We start from the raw sequence: 18,966 nt of genomic DNA on the forward strand, positions 1-18,966 counted from the left end.
GAGAGACTTAGAGCGGGCGGGGGCCATCGCACAGGGGCGAAAGAGCACATGCGCGCAGCGGTGATCGGAGCGGGACTGGCGGGCGCGGCGGCGGCGCGCCGCCTCAAGGCGGGCGGGGCCGAGCCGGTCTTGTTCGACAAGGGGCGCGGGCCGGGCGGGCGCATGTCCACCAAGCGCGTGCAGACCCCGCTGGGCGAGGTGCGCTTTGATCACGGCGCGCAGTTCGTCACCGCCCAGACGCAAAGCTTTGAGACCTTCCTGGAGAACGCCGAGCAACAGGGCCACGCGGCGCTGTGGACCGGGCGCCTGGTCTCCATTGATCGCTACGCCAATCTGGAGCTTCTGCGCGACAAGCCGCGCTGGGTCGGCGCGCCGGCCATGAACACGCTGGTTCGCGCGGCGCTTGAAGGTCTGGAGCCGCAGTTCGGCCGCCGGGCGCGCAAGCTGAAGGGCCGGCCCGGCGCCTGGACGGTGGTGTTCGAGGACGGCCGCACCGAAGGCCCGTTCGAGCGGGTCGCCCTTACCCTGCCGCCGGAGCAGCTGATTGAGTTTCTCGCCCTTTCCGACGGTGATTTTCCAGAGATCATCACCGCCGCCCACGCCGTGGAGATCACGCCGTGCTGGACGGTGATGGCGCTGCTGGACGCACCGTTCGAGCCGGGGTTCGACGGCGCGCAGATCTATGGCGGCGGGATCCGATGGATGACGCGCATGGCCAGCCGTCCGGGGCGCGACGAGCAAGAAGCCATCGTGATCCAGGCCTCGCCCGACTGGTCGGCGGGGCTCCTGGAGGACGATCCGGACACGGTGGCGCGCCTGCTGTGCGAGGAGGCGTTCGTGCGCTTCGCCATGCCGGCGCCGGTTTACAGCGCCGCCCATCGCTGGCGCTACGCCCAGGTGAAGACAGCGGCCGGCTCGGCAATGATCCTGGATGAAACCGGCACGGTGGGCGCCGGCGGCGACTGGCGCCTTGGCGGCCGCGCCGAGCACGCCTGGACGTCCGGCGAAGCTCTGGGTGAGGCGCTCGCGGGGGACTGAGCTATCGCCAGCCCCCGCAGACAAACCGCGCCGGGCGCGCTAAGTCCGCGCCATGACCGACCCCGCCTCCCCTCCCAGCCCCTCCCCCGGCCCCCCGCGTGCGCCCATGCCCGGCCTCACCCGCATGGCGCTTCTAAAGCGCGCGGCGCCGATCATGGGCGCCAATATCGCCACGCCGGTGGTGGGGCTGGTGGATCTTGCGGTCATCGGCAATACCGGCTCGGCGCAGGCCATCGCGGCGGTGGCGCTGGGCACGCTGATCTTCAACGCGCTTTACTGGTCGCTGGGCTTTCTGCGCATGGGCACCACGGCGCTCGCCGCCCAGGCCGACGGGTCGGGCGAGCCGGGCGAGACCGCCGCTGTGCTGTGGCGCGGCGCAGGCGTGGGCGCGGCGCTGGGCCTGATCCTGCTGATGCTGCAAGGCGTGCTGGCGCCGGTGATCCTTATGGCCTTCTCCGGCGGGCCGGAGGTGGAGGCCGGGGCGCGCGCCTATTTCGACGCCCGCATCTGGGGCGCGCCGGCGGCGCTTGCCGGATTCGCCCTCTATGGCTGGCTCATCGGGCTGGGCCTCACCGGCCGCGCGCTGGTGCTGCAGATCGTGCTCAATGCAGCCAACGCCGGCTTCTCGCTCTGGTTTGTTCTGGGCCTGGATCTCGGCGTCGCGGGCGTCGGCGCGGCCAGCGCGCTGGCCCAGTGGATCCAGCTCGCCGCCGGCGCCGTCATCGCGTTCGGCGTTCTCAAAGCGCGCTCAAGGCCGGGGCGCGCCCAGCTTCTGGACCGCGGACGCCTGATCCGCCTGTTCGCGGTCAATCGCGACATCTTCCTGCGCACGCTCGCACTCCTTGCAGGCTTCTACTGGTTTAACGAGGCCAGCCTGCGCGAAGGCGCGGACGTGCTGGCGGGCAATGCGATCCTTCTGCAGTTCATCTCGGTCTCGGCCTTCTTTCTGGACGCCTTCGCCCATGTGGCCGAGGCCGAAACCGGCCGGGCCGCCGGCGCGAAAGACTGGCCGCGCCTGAAACGCGCCTTCCGGCTCACCAGCGAGCTCGCCGCCGCGTGCGCGCTGCTGCTGGGGCTGGGCTTTCTCCTGGCCGGGCAGAGCTTCATCGCCGCCATGACCGACGATCCGGCGGCGCGCGCCGCCGCCGAAGCGGCGATTATCTGGTGCGCGCTGGTGCCCATCGTGGGCTGGCCCAGCTGGCAGCTGGACGGGCTGATGATCGGCACGACGCAAGGGGCCCTGATGCGCAACGCCATGGTGGCTGCGCTTGCGATCTATCTGGCGCTGGATTTCACCCTGCGGCCCCTGCTGGGCGTCAGCGGGCTCTGGCTCGCTTTCCTGCTCTACTATGCGGCGCGCGCGCTCACGCTTGCGGTGGGCTTGCCGGGCCTGAAGCGGGACATGATCAAAGCGGATTGAGCAGCGACTCGTCGTTCTCCGCGACCTTGTTGACGCGGGTGGAGACCTTGCGCGCGGTGAGCGTCCCATCGGCGGGCGGGACCAGAAAGGGCTGCGGGTCGGTGTCCGGGTCCAGCCAGTCTGCAAATCCCTCGCGCGCGATCATCACCGGGCAGCGATGGTGCAGGTGAGAAATGTCGGCGTTGGCCGCGGCGGTGAGAATCGCAAAGCTGTCCACCGTCTCATCGCCCTCCCCCCAGCGCTCCCACAGCCCCGCGAACACCAAAGGCGCGCCGTCGGTGCGGGTGATGAAGTAAGGCTGCTTGCCGTCATCGGTTTTCGCCCATTCATAAAACCCGTCCGCCGGGACCAGCGCGCGCCGCCGCTTCAGGGCCTGACGGAAGGTGGGCTTCTCGGCGGCGGTTTCGGCGCGGGCGTTGATCAGGGGTTTTGAGCTGTCCGGCCCGGTCTTCGACCAGTGGGGGACCAGCCCCCAGCGCACCTGGGACAGGCGCATGTCTCCCTCTCGCCCCCGGCGCACGATGGGAAGCGCCTGCGTCGGCGCGGCGTTCCAGTTGGCGGCCAGATTGATCCGGCCATTGATGGACTCCGGGATCTCGAACAGGCCGGAGAGCTGGTCGAGGGTGAGGGAAATGACGTAGCGTCCGCACATGACACCGACTCTCCCCCGCCCCGTCCGCGCGTCAAGCCGGTGACCGGTTCAAACGCCGCCCCCGCGCCCAAAATCACGCTGGGCGTCGGCCTCGTCGTGTGGCGCGGCGAGGAGGTGCTGCTGATCCGGCGCGGCAAACCGCCCTTTGAAGGCCAGTGGTCGGTGCCCGGCGGCCGCGTGGAGCCCGGCGAGGCGTTGCAGGCGGCGGCCCATCGCGAATTGCTGGAGGAGACCGGAACCACCGCCGGGATCGTCGGCCTCATCGACGTGTTCGAAAACATCAGCGAGCACGGTCATTTCGTCATGGTCGACTACGCCGCGCGCTGGCTCGCCGGCGAGCCGCGCGCCGGCGATGACGCACGCGACGCCCGCTTCATGGGGTATGACGACGCGCTGAAAGCGCTGAACTGGGACAAGACCCGCCAGGCGCTGGACGCGTCGCGCGCGGTGCTTGGTCAAAATCCCGCCGCGAAGCAGAGCTAGATCGTCAGCCATGGCCCTGATCCGATCCGCAAAATCCGCCCTCGCCGCCCTCGCCCTGTCCGTCTGCGCGGCGCCCGCGCTCGCCCAGAGCGCCGATCCCTATCCGGTGGAGGCGCTGGCCGGCGTGATCGGCGAGCTGCACTATATCGACTACACGTGCTCGGGCCGCGACGCCCAGGTCTGGCGCGACACCATGCTGGAGCTGCTGCAACACGAAGCGCCCACCCGCGGCGGCCACCGCGACCGGCTGATCGCCAGCTTCAATGAAGGCTTCCAGTCCCAGCAGAGAAGCCGCACCCGCTGCGGCGCCGAAGCCGAGCTGGCCGAACGCCGCCTCGCCACCCGCGGCGCCGCCCTGAGCGAGCAGCTCCGCCGCCAGTATCTGGATTAAGGCGGGTCCCGGTTCGATCCCCGGCGTCTGCCGGGGGCGAGACCGGGATCTACGGCGCTTGACGGGTGAAACGCTGAGCCGGCGGCGGGGCTGGTCCAGCGTTTAATTCTTTGAGCGCTGTAGATCCCGGTCTTCCCCCCGGACCTTCGTCCGGGGATGAAACCGGGAMCCGGTGANGGTGAAAAACATCAGAGACATCGGGTCCCGGTTCGATCCCCGGCGTCTGCCGGGGGCGAGACCGGGATCTGCGGCGCTCGACCCGTGAAACGCTGAGCCGGCGGCGGGGCTGGTCMAGCGTTTAATTCTTTGAGCGCTGTAGATCCCGGTCTTCCCCCCGGACCTTCGTCCGGGGATGAAACCGGGAMCCGGTGANGGTGAAAAACATCAGAGACATCGGGTCCCGGTTCGATCCCCGGCGTCTGCCGGGGGCGAGACCGGGATCTGCGGCGCTCGACCCGTGAAACGCTGAGCCGGCGGCGGGGCTGGTCMAGCGTTTAATTCTTTGAGCGCTGTAGATCCCGGTCTTCCCCCCGGACCTTCGTCCGGGGATGAAACCGGGAMCCGGTGAGGTGAAAAACATCAGAGACATCGGGTCCCGGTTCGATCCCCGGCGTCTGCCGGGGGCGAGACCGGGATCTRCGGCGCTYGACSSGTGAAACGCTGAGCCGGCGGCGGGGCTGGTCMAGCGTTTAATTCTTTGAGCGCTGTAGATCCCGGTCTTCCCCCCGGACCTTCGTCCGGGGATGAAACCGGGAMCCGGTGANGGTGAAAAACATCAGAGACATCGGGTCCCGGTTCGATCCCCGGCGTCTGCCGGGGGCGAGACCGGGATCTGCGGCGCTCGACCCGTGAAACGCYGAGCCGGCGGCGGGGCTGGTCMAGCGTTTAATTCTTTGAGCGCTGTAGATCCCGGTCTTCCCCCCGGACCTTTGTCCGGGGATGAAACCGGGACCCGACTAGCTAGACGGAATCGGCAATTCAGTGGTGTTCTTGATGGCCTCCATGGCGAAGGCTGCGGAGACGTCGGCCAGGGGGGCCACGGCGATCAGGCGTTTATAGACCGCGTCATAGGCGCTGATTTCCGGCAGGACGATTTTCAACAGGTAATCGATCTCGCCGCCCATGCGGTAGAATTCCACCACTTCGGGCATGCGCGCGACGCCTTGCGAGAATTGCTTCAGCCAGGCTTCGTCATGGCGGCTGGTGCGCACGAAGATGAACAGTGTGGTGCGAAGGCCCAAAGCCTGCGCGCTTAACAGGCTCACCGTCTTTTCGATCAGCCCGCGCTCGGCCAGCAGTTTCAGACGCCGGGCGGTGGGCGTCGCCGACAGGCCGATGGCGTCGGCGAGCTCCTGGACCGTGCGGTCAGCGTCGGTTTGAATCGCCCTCAATAGGGCGCGGTCATAGTCATCCATATTTTCCTCCAGCATTAATCGTGGTGAAAATCACCAGAAACTGACCAGAAGTCCATGAAAATTGGCGACACTCTCCCCATCGGCCATGGCAGGATGGCGATCACGCCAGAGAGAGACCGCCATGACCTCGCCCGCCGCCATCTCGCCCATCGCATCGGATACTGCGCGCCTGACCGTGGAGGCGGTGCGCACGGCGATTCGCGGGCAGGATGCGGTCATCGAGACGGGGTTTGGCGCGCGCCCGCTGATCTATGCCGATTACGGCGCGTCGGGCCGGCCCTGCGCGCTGGTGGACGATGCGGTGGACGCGCAGCTGGCGCTTTACGCCAACCCCCATAACGAAGACAGCGCCACCGGGTGCGCGGCGACGGCGGCGCTGCACGGCGCGTGTGCGCGGATCAAGCGGGCGGTGAACGCCGGCGCGGAGCACGCGCTGATCCTGGACGGCGCCGGCGCCACCGGGGCGATTGCGCGCCTGCAGGCGATTCTGGGCGTGGCCCTGCCCCCGGCGACGCGGGCGTTTCTGGAAGAGACGCTGGACCCGGCCCTTAGAGACGCCGTGCGGGAAAGCCTCATGGCGGCGCGGCCGGTGGTGTTTGTCGGGCCTTATGAGCACCATTCCAACGAACTGGGCTGGCGTGAAAGCTTGGCGGAGACCGTCTCCATCGGTCTTGGCGAGGACGGCGGGATTGATCTTGAGGACCTGGCGGGAAAGCTCGCCGAGCCCCGCTTTGAGGGGCGGCGCAAGATCGGCGCGTTCTCGGCGGCCTCCAACGTCACGGGGGTGAAGACCGATGTGGCGGCGCTTGCGCGCCTGCTCCACGCGAACGGCGCCATATTATGCCTCGATGCGGCGGCGAGCGCGCCCTATCTGCCCGTCGACATGAGCCCTGAGGACCCGGACGCGGCGCCGGATGCGGTGTCGTTCTCACCCCACAAGATGATCGGCGGGCCGGGCGCGGGCGGCGTGCTGGTGATCGCCAAGGCGCTCTATCGCGGCGATCTCGCCCCGTCGGTGAGCGGCGGCGGCACGGTGCGCTATGTTACGCCGGACAGCCATGATTTCATCGCCGACATGGAGGCGCGCGAGCGGGCCGGGACGCCGGGCCTGCCCCAGGCGCTGCGAACCGCCGAAGCGCTGGATCTCCTGCGCCGTGTCGGCTGGGACGAGATTGAAGCGCGCGAGCACGCCCATCTGGAGGCGGCCTTAAGCGCCTGGTCGAGCCTTGAGGGCGTGGAGATTCTGGGCTCGCCCGATCCGCTGCGGCGAATCGGGCTGGTGAGCCTGATCCTGCGGCCTGGCGGCGGTGATCCGCTCCACCCCAAGCTCGCCGCGCGCCTGCTCAATGATCTCTACGGGATTCAGGCAAGGGCGGGCTGTTCCTGCGCCGGGCCCTATGGACACCATATATTGGGGCTTACCGGCGACGAGACGCAGGCGCACCGGGCCGCCGTGCTGGACGGATATGCGGGGCTGCGCCCCGGCTGGGTGCGGGTCAGCCTGCACTGGTCCATGAGCGCGGCCGAGCGCGAGTATCTCATCGAGGCGGTGGCGCAGCTGGCGCGGTTCGGCGATCGGCTGGCCTCGCTCTACCGATTCGAACCACGCACCGGCGCCTGGACCCGCCCCGGCTGCGACACGCGGCTGGTGAGCGATAGCGGCGGCGCGAGGCTCATGGCCGACTCGCTCATCGCGGCGAAATCGCTGGCCGAGGCGCGGGCCTTCGAGCCGGTGCGGGCCGTCATTGCCAGCCGCCATGCGGGTCTCGCCCGCTACGCCGCGCTTGAGGTGAGCAACGCGCCCGATCGCGCGTAAAACGGTTCGTAAAAGACGCTGCAGTCCGGCCGTCATCTATCCACAGGAAAAGCAGGTTTACCCATCGTCCAGAGTCCTTAACGACTCCGGGCGCGGACGGTTTTGAGGTAAGACTTTCTTTACCAAAAAAGCGCGTTTGAGCGGGTTTGGGGCGTTGACGGCCCGGACCACCGCGAGCACTATATGTTGCGGTTCCTCGGGGGCCGTGCACCACAAATAGGTTTTCTCACGCCGCGCGCGGGGGTTAGCGCCACCGCAGACACCCAAGCTGTGCGCAGCTGGAAGGACGAAGACATGACGCCTTTTGATAACGCCCATTCGACGAGCCCGGCCGGCGCCCGCCCTGCAGAGGGGCCGCGCGGCAAGCCGAAAGCGGTCAATCTGCGCCTTGTCGAAAAGGTGGTCACGGATCCTTCGCGCGACGATCTTCTGACCGATTTCGGCAAGAAGACCCTGGTCGATCGCTATCTTCTGCCCGGCGAGTCCTATCAGGACATGTTCGCCCGCGCCGCCACGGCCTACGCCGACGATATCGAGCACGCCCAGCGCCTGTACGATTACATGTCGCGCCTGTGGTTCATGCCGGCCACCCCGGTGCTGTCCAATGGCGGCGCCGAGCGCGGCCTGCCGATCTCGTGCTTTTTGAACTCGGTGGCCGATTCCCTGGACGACATCGTGGGCACCTGGACGGAAAACGTCTGGCTGGCCTCCAATGGCGGCGGCATCGGCACATATTGGGGCGGCGTGCGCTCCATCGGCGAGAAAGTCGGCCAGAACGGTCAGACCTCGGGCATCATCCCCTTCATCCGGGTGATGGACTCCCTCACCCTGGCGATCTCGCAAGGCTCGCTGCGCCGCGGTTCGGCTGCGGCGTATCTGGACGTGCACCACCCGGAAATCGAAGAGTTTCTGGAAATCCGCAAGCCGTCGGGCGATTTCAACCGCAAGAGCCTGAACCTGCACCACGGCGTGAACATCACCGACGCCTTCATGGAGGCGGTGCGCGCCGACGAGGACTTCGATCTGCGTTCGCCGAAATCGGGCGAAGTGGTCAAGGCCATCAGCGCGCGCAAGCTGTGGCAGAAAATCCTGGAGCTGCGCCTGCAGACCGGCGAGCCCTACATCATCTTCTCCGACACGGTGAACAACAATCTGCCCGCCCACCAGCGCAAGCTGGGCCTGAAGGTGCGCCAGTCCAATCTGTGCTCGGAAATCATGCTGCCCACCGGCGTCGACCATATGGGCATCGACCGCACCGCGGTGTGCTGCCTGTCCTCGCTCAACGCCGAGAAATATCTCGAGTGGAAGGATGACGAGCGCTTCATCGAGGACATTTTCCGTTTCCTCGACAACGTGCTGCAGGACTTCATCGACCGCGCGCCCGACGAGATGGAGCGCGCCAAATACTCCGCCTTCCGCGAGCGCTCGGTGGGTCTGGGCCTGATGGGCTTCCACTCCTTCCTGCAGCAGATGAACGTGCCGTTTGAAAGCGCCATGGCCCAGGCCTGGAACAAGCGCCTGTTCCAGCATATCCGCCAGGAAGCCGACAAAGCCTCGGTGAAGCTGGCCGAAGAGCGCGGCGCCTGCCCGGACGCGGCCGAGAACGGGGTGAAGGCGCGCTTCTCCCACAAGCTGGCCATTGCGCCCACCGCCTCGATCTCGATCATTTGCGGCGGCACCAGCGCGGGCATCGAGCCGATCCCGGCCAATGTCTACACGCACAAGACCCTGTCGGGCTCCTTCACCGTGAAGAACCCGTATCTGGAAAAAGTGCTGGACGAGAAGGGCGAGAACACCGCGGAGCTGTGGTCCTCCATCCTGGAGCATGAGGGCTCGGTGCAGCATCTGGAGTGCCTGGACGAGCACGAGAAGGCGCTGTTCAAGACCGCGTTTGAACTGGACCAGCGCTGGGTGATCGAGCACGCCGCCGACCGCACGCCCTATGTCTGCCAGTCCCAGTCGCTGAACATCTTCCTGCCCGGCGACGTGAATAAGTGGGATCTGCACATGCTGCACTGGACGGCGTGGGAGCGCGGCGTGAAGTCGCTGTATTACTGCCGCTCCAAATCAATCCAGCGCGCCGCCTACGCCGGCTCCAGCGACAAGTCCGACATCGTGACCAGCATGGAGCAGGCCGCGCCCACCGATTACGACGAATGCCTCGCCTGCCAATAGGCGGCGCGGCGCGGACAAGACGAGCCCCGGCTGGAAACGGCCGGGGCTTTTTCTTATACCGCGCCCACAGACGGTGAGGCGGACGGGCGCGGCCTGGCCGGTTGCACTTGGAAAAACCGCAAGCATTCAAAAGAGGACGGCGGATGCAGGGACGCCAGGCTGACGCAGCCGAGCAGATGTGGGCGGTGGTGACCACTGGAACCGGCGGCTATGACAAGCTTGAATACAGGCTGGCGCCCCGGCCGGTCCCCGGCCCGGGCGAGGTGCTCTTGAAAGTGCTCGCCGCCGGCGTGAACAACACCGAGATCAACACACGGCTCGGCTGGTATTCCTCATCGGTCACACAAGGCACGCAGGCCACAAGCGATGACGGCGAGCGGCCCGATGGCGGCTGGAACGCGGCGACGCCCTTTCCTTTCATTCAAGGGACCGATTGCTGCGGCGAAGTGGTGAGCGTCGGCGAAAGTGTCGATGGGGGCGGCCAAAGCCTGATCGGCCGGCGCGTTCTGGTGCGCGCCTGCATGCGCGAACACGGCTTTGCGCGGATGGACACGGTGTGGATGGGCTCGGATTTTGACGGCGCGTTTGCGCAATTCGTCAAAGTCCCTGCGGACGAAGTCTTCGCCGTGGACTGTGACTGGAGCGACGCCGAGCTGGCGACGATCCCATGCGCCTATGGCACCGCGGAGAACATGCTTCACCGCGCCGGCGTCGAGGCCGGCAGGCGTGTTCTGGTGCAGGGCGCATCCGGGGGCGTGGGATCAGCCACCGTTCAGCTGGCCAAGCGGCGCGGCGCTCAAGTGATCGCCGTCACCAGCGCGTCAAAGCGCGAGGATTTGTCGAACCTTGGCGCAGACACGGTGCTCACCCGCGACGATGATCTGCTGCGCGCGCTCGGCCCGGACAGTGTGGATGTCGTCATCGACAATGTGGCGGGCCCCGGCTTTCCCACGATGCTGAAACTGCTGCGGCGCGGCGGGCGCTACGCCTCGTCCGGGGCCATCGCCGGACCCATCGTCGATCTGGACATGCGCGATCTCTATCTCAAAGACATCACGCTGATCGGCTGCACCGCCTGGGACGAGCCGGTCTTTCCAAACCTGATCGCCTATATCGAAGCTGGCGAGATCCGGCCTTTGCTGGCGGCCGCCTATCGCCTTGACCAGATCGCCGAGGCCCAGACAGCGTTTCAGGAAAAACACCATATGGGAAAGTTCGTGCTGATCCCGCCGTGAGGCGAGCACGCTCCGACCCAAGCGCGCCCTTGAGGCTTCCCGCCAGCCGCCCCCTCCAGAGACCCCGATCTTACTCGGAGTCCGCCATGGGAGCTGCGCTTTTTTGATAAATCCACACGCCGGGTGCAGAAATCGAATCATCTATCCACAGGTGCGCGCTGGGAACACCTTGTGCGCGGAAGCCAGTTGGATACTCTATCTTGTGTCGCGCCCCAAGATGTTGGGTTCCAGGAAGAACCCGACACTAGGGCTGGCGGTCAGATTTCGCAGATTCGACCGCTTTTTTGTGGATGGACAGCGTAGCAGGCGAGGAGCGCACCGCCATGGCTTGGACCGACGAGCGTGTGGAAACACTGAAGAAATTGTGGGCTGACGGTCTGAGCGCGAGCCAGATCGCCAAGCACCTGGGCGGAGTCACCCGCAATGCGGTGATCGGCAAGGTGCACCGGCTGGGGCTTTCGGGCCGCGCCGCGCCCTCGCGCCCGGCCCGCCGCCCGGCGGCCCGTCCGGCGACGCCGCGTGCGGCCAAGCCCGCCATGGCAAAAGCGGCTCAGGGCGAGGCGAAACCCGCCGCCGCCGCTGCGCAAGCCCCGTCGCGCGAGGTTCAGGCCGCCGCGCCCTTGACGGCGCCGGCCGAAGCCAAGCGCATGGCCAACGGCGAATACGCCACCGTGCTGACCCTGCGCGAGGGCATGTGCAAATGGCCCATCGGCGACCCGTCCGACAATGAGTTCCGCTTCTGTGGCCGGCGTTCGGGCCTGGGGACCGCCTATTGCGAAGCCCACGCCCAGCTCGCCTACCAGCCGCAGAACAAGCGCAAGCGCAAGCCCGCCGACGATGCGCGCGCCGTGCTTGACGGTCTGCAGACCGCCCGGCGGGTGAACTTCTAGGGCCCGCCGCCTTCGACATGGAAAGCCCTCGTGCGCGCAGGCGTGCGAGGGCTTTTCTTTGAGGGGTTTAACTTGAGGCTTTAACTCTGGCTTCGGCCATCTAAGTTCGCCTCCATGCTCCCCATCATCCACCATCCCGCCTATGTGGCGCGCGACGTTCCGGCCACGCACCGCTTTCCCATGGGAAAATTTCGCGCGGTGGCCGAGCGGTGCGTGGCGCTGGGGCTGGTGGCCGATTTTGACGGATTTCATCAGCCCGCCCCGGCGCCGGAGACCTGGCTGCAGCTGGCCCATTCGCCTGAGTATGTGAGCCAGGTGCTCACCAATAGCGTGCCGGCGGCGCTGGAGCGGGTGATCGGGTTTAAAATGACCGCGCCGGTGGCCATGCGCTCGCGCTGCGCGGTGGCCGGAACTGCGCTTGCGGCGCGCCTGGCGCTGGAGCATGGCGCGGCCTGCAACACCGCCGGCGGCAGCCACCATGCAGGCCGCGACGGCGGGGCGGGATTTTGCGTCTTCAACGATGTGGCCGTGGCCGCACGGCTGATCCAGGCCGAAGGGCTCGCCCGGCGCATCGCGGTGATTGATCTCGACGTTCACCAGGGCGACGGCACCGCGCGGATCTTTGAAGACGATGCAAGCGTCTTCACCCTCTCGGTCCATTGCGAGCAGAACTGGCCACGCCGAAAGGCGATGTCCGACCTGGATGTGGGCGTGGAGCGCGGGACCGGCGACGCGGCCTATCTGAAGATCGCCCGCGAGGCGGTGGACGATGCGCTGGAGGCGAGCCGCCCCGATCTTGTTTTCTTCAACGCCGGGGTGGACCCGCACCAGGACGACCGGCTGGGCCTTCTTGACCTCACCGATGAGGGCCTGCGCGCCCGCGAAGCCATGGTGTTCGACGCGGTGATGAAGCGCGGAATTCCAGTGGTGGGCGTTCTGGGCGGCGGCTATTCACGCGATCTGGACGCCCTGGCCCGCCGCCACGCCTTCCTGCACGAGGCGGCGGCTGAGGCGCTGCAAGCCTGGGCGTGAGGCGCTACAGCGCCGGCGCCGGCGTTTGCGGCGCGGCCGGCTTGCCTTTCAGAAGGCGCGGCCAGCTTCCATAGGTTCCGGCGCGCCACAGATACTCCACCGGTCCCATGGCGAAGACGGAGAGCCAGGCCATGGAGAAAACGATGTTCACCACCCACATGGCGGCCACCACCATATACAGCTCGTTGCGCGCCAGCTCGCCATACCAGCCCATGGCGATGAACAGGATCGCGGCCATGAGCGAGTGCCCCAGATAATTGGTCAGCGCCATGCGGCCCACGGCGCCGACGCTGGCTTTGAGAAGCGCGAAGAGCGGGCTCTTGCACAAAAGCAGGAAGGCTCCGAGCCAGGCCAGAGCCATGGAGACGCGGCCCAGATCATAGGTGGCAAGCGAGTTGAAAATCGCCTCCGGGCTGTAGCCGCCGTCCTGGATCATCAGCGTCTCGCGCAGATTCACCGGGACCGCGATCACCAGCGCCCCCACGGTGAGGGCCAGCACCGGCTTCCACCCCCAGGCGCCCTGCAGAAGCCCGATGCGGAAGGCGATCATGCCAAGCAGCATCGCCGCCAGCGGATCAAACAGGTGAAACGGCGCATAGAAAGCCAGCGACTCGCCAAAATACTCGCCCATATTGCTGGCGCCCACTGCGAGCCAGCCGTCCGCATAGGTCTCGTAAGTCTCCGCGATCACTTCCGGATCGGCGCTGAAGTAGGCGGTCATGTCTTCATAGGCCTCAATGGCCGATTCCTGGTCCTCGCTCAGGGTTTCCCCGGCCTCGCGGGCTGCGACGGCGGCTTCATAGGGCGCGGTGAGCTGGCCCAGCTTGTAGCCCCCGCCCGCATTCATGAGCGTCGTCGCTGCAAAGAAGATCGCCGCCCAGACGATGAGACCGCGCAACCTGGCGCGCCAGAACACCAGCAGGAAAACGCCGCACAGCCCGTAGGCGAAGACGATGTCGCCATACCAGGCCAGAAGGCCGATATTGATGAGGCCGAAAACCATCAGGAGCAGCATGCGGCGCATGTAGATCTTGGCGCCGGCCATCCCGAGGCCCTTGGCGTCGAGCCGGTCGAGCAAAAGCACGAAGCCCGCCCCGAACAGCATGGAGAACAGGGTGCGCATCGTGCCTTCGAAAAAGCTGTGCGTGATGAACCAGGTGGTGGTTTCCGCCGCCGTCGGCTCGCCAAGCGCGGCCGGGTTGAAATAGGCCTGGCCGGGCAAGCCCATGGCCACGATATTCATGAGCAAGATGCCGAACAGCGCAAACCCGCGTACGATATCTAGCGTATCGATGCGCTCGGCCCGCCCTGTCGGTGAAGCCGCCGCCGCCGGTGAGGCCGGATTGTCGCTCATGGAAGTCCCCCGTCCTGTCGGACGAAGCCTAGCACGAGCGGCGCGCGCGCCGGTATGAAATTATGCGACGGCGCGGCGTGATCTGAGCGCCAGGGCCCGCCCTAGGTTTTGAACGGGTCCTGCATCAGGATGACGTCGTCGCGTTCGGGGCTGGTGGAGACGAGGGCGACGGGGCATTCGATGAGCTCTTCGATGCGGCGCACGTATTTCACCGCCTGGGCGGGCAGGTCGGCCCAGCTGCGGGCGCCGGCGGTGGAGCCCTGCCAGCCTTCAAACGTCTCATAGACCGGCTGGACGCTCGCCTGGGCGGTGACGCCGGCGGGCAGGCGGTCATACATCTCGCCATTGAGCTTGTAGCCGACGCAGACCTTCAGCTCGTCAAACCCGTCCAGCACATCGAGCTTGGTGAGGGCGACGCCGTTGATTCCGTTGATCTTGGCGCTCTGGCGCACCAGCACGGCGTCAAACCAGCCGCAGCGGCGCTGGCGGCTGGTGACGGTGCCGAACTCGCGCCCGCGCTCGCCGATTCTCTTGCCCACCTCGTCGGTGAGCTCGGTGGGAAACGGTCCCTCGCCCACGCGGGTGGTGTAGGCTTTCACGATGCCCAGCACATAGCCGACGCGGCCCGGACCCACGCCGGAGCCGGCCGAGGCCTGACCGGCCACGGTGTTGGAGCTGGTGACGAAGGGATAGGTGCCGTGGTCCACGTCCAGGAAGGCGCCCTGGGCGCCCTCGAACAGGACTTTCTTGCCGTCATTGATGGCCGTATCCAGCGTCTTCCAGACCGGATCGGCATAGGGCAGGATTTTCGGCGCGATCTCGATGAGCTGGGCCATGAGCTCGTCGGCGCTCGCCTCCTCCACGCCGAAGCCGCGGCGCAGGGCGTTATGGTGATGGAGAAGCTCGGTGACGCGGCTTTTCAGGCGGGTCTCGTCGGCCAGGTCGATGACCCGGATGGCGCGCCGTCCCACCTTGTCTTCATAGGCCGGGCCGATGCCGCGCCGCGTGGTGCCGATCTTCATGCCGTCGTCGCGGTTCTCGCGCAGGGCGTCGAGCTCGCGGTGCACCGGCAGGATCAGCGCAGCGGTTTCAGCCAGGCGCACCAGCTTGGGGGTCACGTCCACGCCCTGGGCGCGCACGGTCTCGATCTCGGAGATGAACGCCCAGGGGTCCACCACCACGCCGTTGCCGATGAGGGAGAGCTTTTTCTGCACCACGCCCGAGGGCATCAGGGAGAGCTTGTAGGTCACCCCGTCCACCACCAGCGTATGGCCGGCGTTGTGGCCGCCCTGGAAGCGCACGACCAGGTCGGCGCGGTGGGACAGCCAGTCCACGATCTTGCCCTTGCCCTCGTCGCCCCACTGGGCGCCGACGACCACCACGTTCGACATGTGCGGATGCTCCGTACGACGGTGAAAACCGGAGGCGAGGCTTAAGGCGTCGCGCCGCCGCTATCAAGAGCGTGCGGCTGACACGTCGCGCGGCCGGAGGGGTTTCGTTGAGGTCTGCGCCGACGAAAATCCTCCGGCTCGCTGGCTTGTCGTATTTTCGAACCGTGCGCCTAGCTCTGCTCGCGCACCTGTTTGCGGGCTTCTTCCAGGAGCTGGTCCATCTTGTGGCGGATCTGGTGGTCGGTCTGCTCGATCCCGCGGGCGTCGAAATCGCCGCGGATCTTGCGGAACACGTCTTCGTGGCCGGCTTCTTCAAAATCGGCCTTCACCACCGCCTTGGCGTATTCGGCGGCCTCGGCGTCATCAAGACCCATCAGCTGGGCGGCCCATAGCCCCAGAAGCTTGTTGCGGCGCGCGGCCGCCTTGAACTCCAGCTCCTGCTCGTGGGCGTATTTATTCTCGTAAGCCTTCTCGCGATCGTCAAAACTCGGCATGGCGGACCCTCCTGAATCTGCGGTTTCTTCGTCCAGACGTACTGCTCCAGATGCGGGCGTTCAAATGAAACTGCAAGGCGCGCCGCAGAAGACTCCCGCCCGCTCACATGCGCGGTTGCCGCGACTTGGGGCGAGGGAGTATCATGTGTGCTTGTAGCGGCCCGTGATGCGGGCCGTTTCGCATTTCTCGACGGGGCGCCCGCAACGATTGACCGGCGCGGCCCCGAGACCGGAGCAAGCATGTCCCGCCGCAAAAAGCTCTACGAAGGCAAGGCCAAGATCCTTTATGAGGGCCCGGAACCGGGCACCATCGTCCAGTATTTCAAGGACGACGCCACCGCCTTCAACAATCAGAAGAAAGCGGTGCTGGAGGGCAAGGGCGTCCTGAACAACCGCATCAGCGAATTCATCATGGAGCACCTGAACCGCATCGGGGTGCCCACCCATTTCATCAAGCGGCTGAACATGCGCGAGCAGCTTGTGCGCGAGGTGGAGATCATCCCCCTCGAAGTGGTGGTGCGCAACGTGGCGGCCGGCTCCATCGCGAAGCGATTCGGCCTGACCGAGGGCGATCCGCTGCCCCGCTCCATCGTGGAGTTCTATTACAAAGACGACGCGCTGGAGGACCCCATGGTGTCCGAAGAGCACATCACGGCGTTCAACTGGGCCACCACCCAGGACATTGACGACATGCTGGCCATGTCGTTGCGGGTGAATGATTTCGTCTCCGGCCTGTTCTCGGCGGTGGGCATCCGTCTGGTGGACTTCAAGCTGGAGTTCGGCCGGGTCTACGACCAGAACGACGAGCCGCGCATCATCCTGGCCGACGAGATCAGCCCGGACAGCTGCCGCCTCTGGGACATGGACACGAACGAAAAAATGGATAAGGACCGGTTCCGCCGCGACCTTGGCAATGTCACCGAGGCCTACGCCGAAGTGGCGCGGCGCCTCGGCATCATGCGCGAGGCCGGCCAGAACGCAAACGACGAGCAGGTGTCATGAAAGCGCGCGTCCACGTCTATCTCAAACCCGGCGTCCTTGATCCCCAGGGCCAGGCCGTCGCCGGCTCTTTAACCCATCTGGGCTTTGACGAAGTCGCCGCGGTTCGCCAGGGCAAGCTGATCGAGATCGATCTCAACACCGCCGACGCCGAAGAGGCCCACAAGCGCGTCGCCCAGATGTGCGACAAGCTCTTGGCCAACCCGGTGATCGAAACCTACGACATCGAGCTGAGCGCTTAAGGGAACAGCTGCGCTGTCTCGCCGCTTGCGCCGCGATGCGTGTTCGGCGCCGACGGGCGGCGCTTTCAGCGGCGCCCGATCTATGGCAATATCTGCCATAGATCGAAGGAACGCCGCCATGGCCACGATGAACGGCTCCCTGCCCCAAGCCCTGAAGTCCGTGGTCGACGACCGCGTGGCGTCGGGCGAGTACGCCAGCGCCAGCGACTATGTCCGCGACTTGATCCGCAAGGACGCCGACGCCAAGCGCAAATGGGCCGAGTTCGACCGGCTGATCCAGGAAGGCCTGGACAGCCCGATCAGCGAAAAGACGTTCGAGGAGGTCATGGAAGGGGCCCTCGATGAGGCGAAGCGCCTTGGCGCTCCGGATTGAATACGCCGCCGCCGCCCTGGCGGACCTCAACCAGCTCACCCGGTACGGCGCGCAGGAATTCGGTGTCGCCGGGGCACGGCGTTACGCTCAGACAATCCAGTCCGCGGTGAGGCTCGCCGCCGAGTTTCCGCTGGCGGGCACGCTCGCCGAGGGTGGATCGGTTCGGGTGATCACCTCAAAAGCCACCGCATCTTCTATCGCGCCGACGACGTCACGTTGACCGTGGTGCGCATTCTTCATGCGCGCCAGCTTCCACCGGGTTTTGATGAGCGCTGAATGCTTGTATCGCCGGGTGGCCCGGCCCCTCCTGCGTCGCCGCGCTTAAACACTCGGCGCGCCGGGCATGCGCGGCGGGATGAGCAGGGCGAACGCCCCGCACCCCGCCGCCAGGGTGGTGAACAACGCGGTGAACCCGAACGCGTCCGCGCCGTAGCCCGCCAGAAGCGGACCCAGCACCGCGCCGCAGGCGGCGGCCAGAAGCGCGGCGGTGAAGCTCATGGACGGCAGATCGTAAAACAGGCGCTCCGACCAGAAGGCGAGCGTGGCGCTGATCATCATCACGAACGCGCCCTGCAGGGCGGCTGAGGCGAGCACCGCAGCCAGCGAGCCCGGGGCGAGTGCGATCAGCGCGAACGACGCCGCGCAGCCGGCGAACAGGACCCGCAACAGCCAGCTGACCCCAAGCTGCTTGCCCAAGCGCCCGGTGATCAGACCGGCCAGTCCCGCAATTCCGAAAATGGCGAACAGCACGCCGGAGGCGGCGGCGTCCGGCGCGCCTGGAACGCCGCCCGCACGCGCGATCCGGTCTGCGGCGAAGGACATGTAGACCGTGCTCGCCGCGCCGAAGGCGAGCGCCACAAGGTAAAGCGGCCCGGCCCGCCGCGAAACCAGGCGGCGCGGCGCGCCGGCCTGCGCGCGCGGCCCGCACTCGGCGCCGCTCAGCAACACGACAGCCGCCGCCATGGCCAGCGCCGCAGCCAGCGCGAATCCCGCCCATGCGATGCGCCAGGACAGGCCTGCGGCGGCGAGCCCCAGCGCGGCCAGCGCCGCGGTCACGATCCCGGCGCTGGTCCCGGTGCTGATAATGGAGAGGGCGTCGGGGCGCTCGGTGTCGCCCAGATGGCGGTGGGCGGCGGCGTTGAACGGCGTCCAGGAAAATCCGGCGCTGGACATGGCCAGCACCGCGCCTGCGGTGAGCATCACAACGCCCTGCGCCGCGGCGATCACGCCCATCCCGGCCGCCGCGAAAGCGAGCCCGATGACGACCGGCGTCCGCGGTCCCGCCCGCGCCGCCAGGACATAGCCGGCGGGCAAAGCCAGCAGGAAGCCGGAAAACCCCAGAGCGGAGATCAGGCCGGCGGTCCCGGCGTCCATCTGGAAATGCGCGCGCAGAGAATTGAGAAACAGCCCAAAGCCCATGCGCGCCGGACCATAGGTCATCGCCGTCGCGGCGAAGCCGGCGCTGGTGATTGATCCGAATGCGTTCATGACGCACCTCATGGCGCCGCGTCATCCGGGCAACGGCTCGCGGCGGGGCGAAGCTCCATATCAGGCTCAGCGCGGTGA

General features: G+C 66.8%; 18 protein-coding genes and 1 pseudogene. 13 read left to right on the forward strand and 6 right to left on the reverse strand.

Annotated elements, in window-relative coordinates; all coding sequences use genetic code 11:
• The first annotated feature begins 48 nt into the window (after positions 1–48).
• Together ACWCOP_RS10955 and ACWCOP_RS10960 are read left to right on the forward strand one after the other, a co-directional pair.
• Positions 49–1,038, forward strand: a complete 990-nt coding sequence (locus ACWCOP_RS10955) for an NAD(P)/FAD-dependent oxidoreductase (RefSeq protein WP_478248320.1) — start codon at positions 49–51, stop codon at positions 1,036–1,038.
• Between the two features lie 106 nt (positions 1,039–1,144).
• Positions 1,145–2,458 carry an MATE family efflux transporter gene (locus tag ACWCOP_RS10960; RefSeq protein ID WP_478248321.1) on the forward strand — a complete coding sequence of 438 codons (1,314 nt, stop codon included), beginning with the start codon at positions 1,145–1,147 and terminating at the stop codon, positions 2,456–2,458.
• Here the strand turns inward: ACWCOP_RS10960 and ACWCOP_RS10965 are convergent.
• Positions 2,445–3,110, reverse strand: a complete 666-nt coding sequence (locus ACWCOP_RS10965; protein ID WP_478248322.1) for an SOS response-associated peptidase — start codon at positions 3,108–3,110, stop codon at positions 2,445–2,447. The two genes, ACWCOP_RS10960 and ACWCOP_RS10965, sit on opposite strands and share 14 nt — an antisense overlap.
• A gap of 39 nt (positions 3,111–3,149) precedes the next feature.
• Here ACWCOP_RS10965 and ACWCOP_RS10970 point away from each other — a divergent pair, with 39 nt between their 5' ends.
• Both ACWCOP_RS10970 and ACWCOP_RS10975 read left to right on the forward strand, forming a co-directional pair.
• On the forward strand, positions 3,150–3,593 hold the full coding sequence (locus tag ACWCOP_RS10970) for an NUDIX hydrolase (RefSeq protein ID WP_478248323.1): 444 nt from the start codon (positions 3,150–3,152) through the stop codon (positions 3,591–3,593).
• Between the two features lie 10 nt (positions 3,594–3,603).
• Positions 3,604–3,984 carry a TIGR02301 family protein gene (locus ACWCOP_RS10975; protein ID WP_478248324.1) on the forward strand — a complete coding sequence of 127 codons (381 nt, stop codon included), beginning with the start codon at positions 3,604–3,606 and terminating at the stop codon, positions 3,982–3,984.
• Positions 3,985–4,940: 956 nt separating this feature from the next.
• Here ACWCOP_RS10975 and ACWCOP_RS10980 read toward each other — a convergent pair.
• Positions 4,941–5,399 (reverse strand): Lrp/AsnC family transcriptional regulator, encoded by a 459-nt coding sequence (locus ACWCOP_RS10980; RefSeq protein WP_478248325.1) that lies wholly within the window; start codon positions 5,397–5,399, stop codon positions 4,941–4,943.
• A gap of 121 nt (positions 5,400–5,520) precedes the next feature.
• Between ACWCOP_RS10980 and ACWCOP_RS10985 the strand changes: the two genes are divergently transcribed.
• The 5 genes from ACWCOP_RS10985 (at position 5,521) to ACWCOP_RS11005 (ending at position 12,547) form a co-directional block, all read left to right on the forward strand.
• Positions 5,521–7,215 (forward strand): aminotransferase class V-fold PLP-dependent enzyme, encoded by a 1,695-nt coding sequence (locus ACWCOP_RS10985; RefSeq protein ID WP_478248326.1) that lies wholly within the window; start codon positions 5,521–5,523, stop codon positions 7,213–7,215.
• A 294-nt stretch (positions 7,216–7,509) separates the two neighbouring features.
• Complete coding sequence (locus ACWCOP_RS10990; protein WP_478248327.1) at positions 7,510–9,390, forward strand: ribonucleoside-diphosphate reductase subunit alpha; 1,881 nt, start codon at positions 7,510–7,512, stop codon at positions 9,388–9,390.
• Between the two features lie 143 nt (positions 9,391–9,533).
• Positions 9,534–10,625: an alcohol dehydrogenase family protein gene (locus tag ACWCOP_RS10995; protein WP_478248328.1), complete on the forward strand. Its 1,092-nt coding sequence runs from the start codon at positions 9,534–9,536 to the stop codon at positions 10,623–10,625.
• A 323-nt stretch (positions 10,626–10,948) separates the two neighbouring features.
• Positions 10,949–11,515 (forward strand): GcrA family cell cycle regulator, encoded by a 567-nt coding sequence (locus ACWCOP_RS11000; RefSeq protein WP_478248329.1) that lies wholly within the window; start codon positions 10,949–10,951, stop codon positions 11,513–11,515.
• A gap of 114 nt (positions 11,516–11,629) precedes the next feature.
• Positions 11,630–12,547, forward strand: a complete 918-nt coding sequence (locus ACWCOP_RS11005; RefSeq protein ID WP_478248330.1) for a histone deacetylase family protein — start codon at positions 11,630–11,632, stop codon at positions 12,545–12,547.
• 4 nt (positions 12,548–12,551) lie between these two features.
• Here the strand turns inward: ACWCOP_RS11005 and ACWCOP_RS11010 are convergent, their stop codons facing one another.
• The 3 genes from ACWCOP_RS11010 to ACWCOP_RS11020 form a co-directional block, all read right to left on the reverse strand.
• The gene (locus tag ACWCOP_RS11010) at positions 12,552–13,901 is read right to left on the reverse strand and encodes a DUF418 domain-containing protein (RefSeq protein WP_478248331.1); all 1,350 of its coding nucleotides are present in this window, start codon (positions 13,899–13,901) and stop codon (positions 12,552–12,554) included.
• A 101-nt stretch (positions 13,902–14,002) separates the two neighbouring features.
• On the reverse strand, positions 14,003–15,292 hold the full coding sequence (locus ACWCOP_RS11015; protein ID WP_478248332.1) for an adenylosuccinate synthase: 1,290 nt from the start codon (positions 15,290–15,292) through the stop codon (positions 14,003–14,005).
• Between the two features lie 170 nt (positions 15,293–15,462).
• Complete coding sequence (locus ACWCOP_RS11020; protein ID WP_478248333.1) at positions 15,463–15,786, reverse strand: DUF1476 domain-containing protein; 324 nt, start codon at positions 15,784–15,786, stop codon at positions 15,463–15,465.
• A 240-nt stretch (positions 15,787–16,026) separates the two neighbouring features.
• Here ACWCOP_RS11020 and purC point away from each other — a divergent pair, with 240 nt between their 5' ends.
• The 4 genes and pseudogenes from purC (at position 16,027) to ACWCOP_RS11040 (ending at position 17,676) form a co-directional block, all read left to right on the forward strand.
• Positions 16,027–16,788 (forward strand): phosphoribosylaminoimidazolesuccinocarboxamide synthase, encoded by a 762-nt coding sequence (gene purC, locus ACWCOP_RS11025; protein ID WP_478248334.1) that lies wholly within the window; start codon positions 16,027–16,029, stop codon positions 16,786–16,788.
• Positions 16,785–17,027, forward strand: coding sequence for a phosphoribosylformylglycinamidine synthase subunit PurS (purS, locus tag ACWCOP_RS11030; RefSeq protein ID WP_478248335.1), 243 nt, complete (start codon positions 16,785–16,787; stop codon positions 17,025–17,027). Before purC ends, purS begins: the two co-directional genes overlap by 4 nt.
• Positions 17,028–17,145: 118 nt before the next feature.
• Complete coding sequence (locus ACWCOP_RS11035; RefSeq protein ID WP_478248336.1) at positions 17,146–17,400, forward strand: type II toxin-antitoxin system ParD family antitoxin; 255 nt, start codon at positions 17,146–17,148, stop codon at positions 17,398–17,400.
• Positions 17,369–17,676 (forward strand): annotated as a pseudogene (locus ACWCOP_RS11040) (type II toxin-antitoxin system RelE/ParE family toxin). Before ACWCOP_RS11035 ends, ACWCOP_RS11040 begins: the two are co-directional and overlap by 32 nt.
• 45 nt (positions 17,677–17,721) lie before the next feature.
• Here ACWCOP_RS11040 and ACWCOP_RS11045 read toward each other — a convergent pair.
• Positions 17,722–18,888, reverse strand: a complete 1,167-nt coding sequence (locus ACWCOP_RS11045) for an MFS transporter (protein WP_478248337.1) — start codon at positions 18,886–18,888, stop codon at positions 17,722–17,724.
• Positions 18,889–18,966: the final 78 nt, after the last annotated feature.

Source organism: Apolloniradiicaulis salifontis (assembly GCF_053756655.1).

Coding starts and splice junctions, on each gene's coding strand:
- ACWCOP_RS11010 (WP_478248331.1), bottom strand. CDS start 13,901: ATGAGCGACAATCCGGCCTCACCGGCGGCGGCGGCTTCACCGACAGGG.
- purC (WP_478248334.1), top strand. CDS start 16,027: ATGTCCCGCCGCAAAAAGCTCTACGAAGGCAAGGCCAAGATCCTTTAT.
- ACWCOP_RS11000 (WP_478248329.1), top strand. CDS start 10,949: ATGGCTTGGACCGACGAGCGTGTGGAAACACTGAAGAAATTGTGGGCT.
- ACWCOP_RS10995 (WP_478248328.1), top strand. CDS start 9,534: ATGCAGGGACGCCAGGCTGACGCAGCCGAGCAGATGTGGGCGGTGGTG.
- ACWCOP_RS11005 (WP_478248330.1), top strand. CDS start 11,630: ATGCTCCCCATCATCCACCATCCCGCCTATGTGGCGCGCGACGTTCCG.
- ACWCOP_RS11015 (WP_478248332.1), bottom strand. CDS start 15,292: ATGTCGAACGTGGTGGTCGTCGGCGCCCAGTGGGGCGACGAGGGCAAG.
- ACWCOP_RS10955 (WP_478248320.1), top strand. CDS start 49: ATGCGCGCAGCGGTGATCGGAGCGGGACTGGCGGGCGCGGCGGCGGCG.
- ACWCOP_RS10960 (WP_478248321.1), top strand. CDS start 1,145: ATGCCCGGCCTCACCCGCATGGCGCTTCTAAAGCGCGCGGCGCCGATC.
- ACWCOP_RS11045 (WP_478248337.1), bottom strand. CDS start 18,888: ATGAACGCATTCGGATCAATCACCAGCGCCGGCTTCGCCGCGACGGCG.
- purS (WP_478248335.1), top strand. CDS start 16,785: ATGAAAGCGCGCGTCCACGTCTATCTCAAACCCGGCGTCCTTGATCCC.
- ACWCOP_RS11020 (WP_478248333.1), bottom strand. CDS start 15,786: ATGCCGAGTTTTGACGATCGCGAGAAGGCTTACGAGAATAAATACGCC.
- ACWCOP_RS10975 (WP_478248324.1), top strand. CDS start 3,604: ATGGCCCTGATCCGATCCGCAAAATCCGCCCTCGCCGCCCTCGCCCTG.
- ACWCOP_RS11035 (WP_478248336.1), top strand. CDS start 17,146: ATGGCCACGATGAACGGCTCCCTGCCCCAAGCCCTGAAGTCCGTGGTC.
- ACWCOP_RS10990 (WP_478248327.1), top strand. CDS start 7,510: ATGACGCCTTTTGATAACGCCCATTCGACGAGCCCGGCCGGCGCCCGC.
- ACWCOP_RS10985 (WP_478248326.1), top strand. CDS start 5,521: ATGACCTCGCCCGCCGCCATCTCGCCCATCGCATCGGATACTGCGCGC.
- ACWCOP_RS10965 (WP_478248322.1), bottom strand. CDS start 3,110: ATGTGCGGACGCTACGTCATTTCCCTCACCCTCGACCAGCTCTCCGGC.
- ACWCOP_RS10980 (WP_478248325.1), bottom strand. CDS start 5,399: ATGGATGACTATGACCGCGCCCTATTGAGGGCGATTCAAACCGACGCT.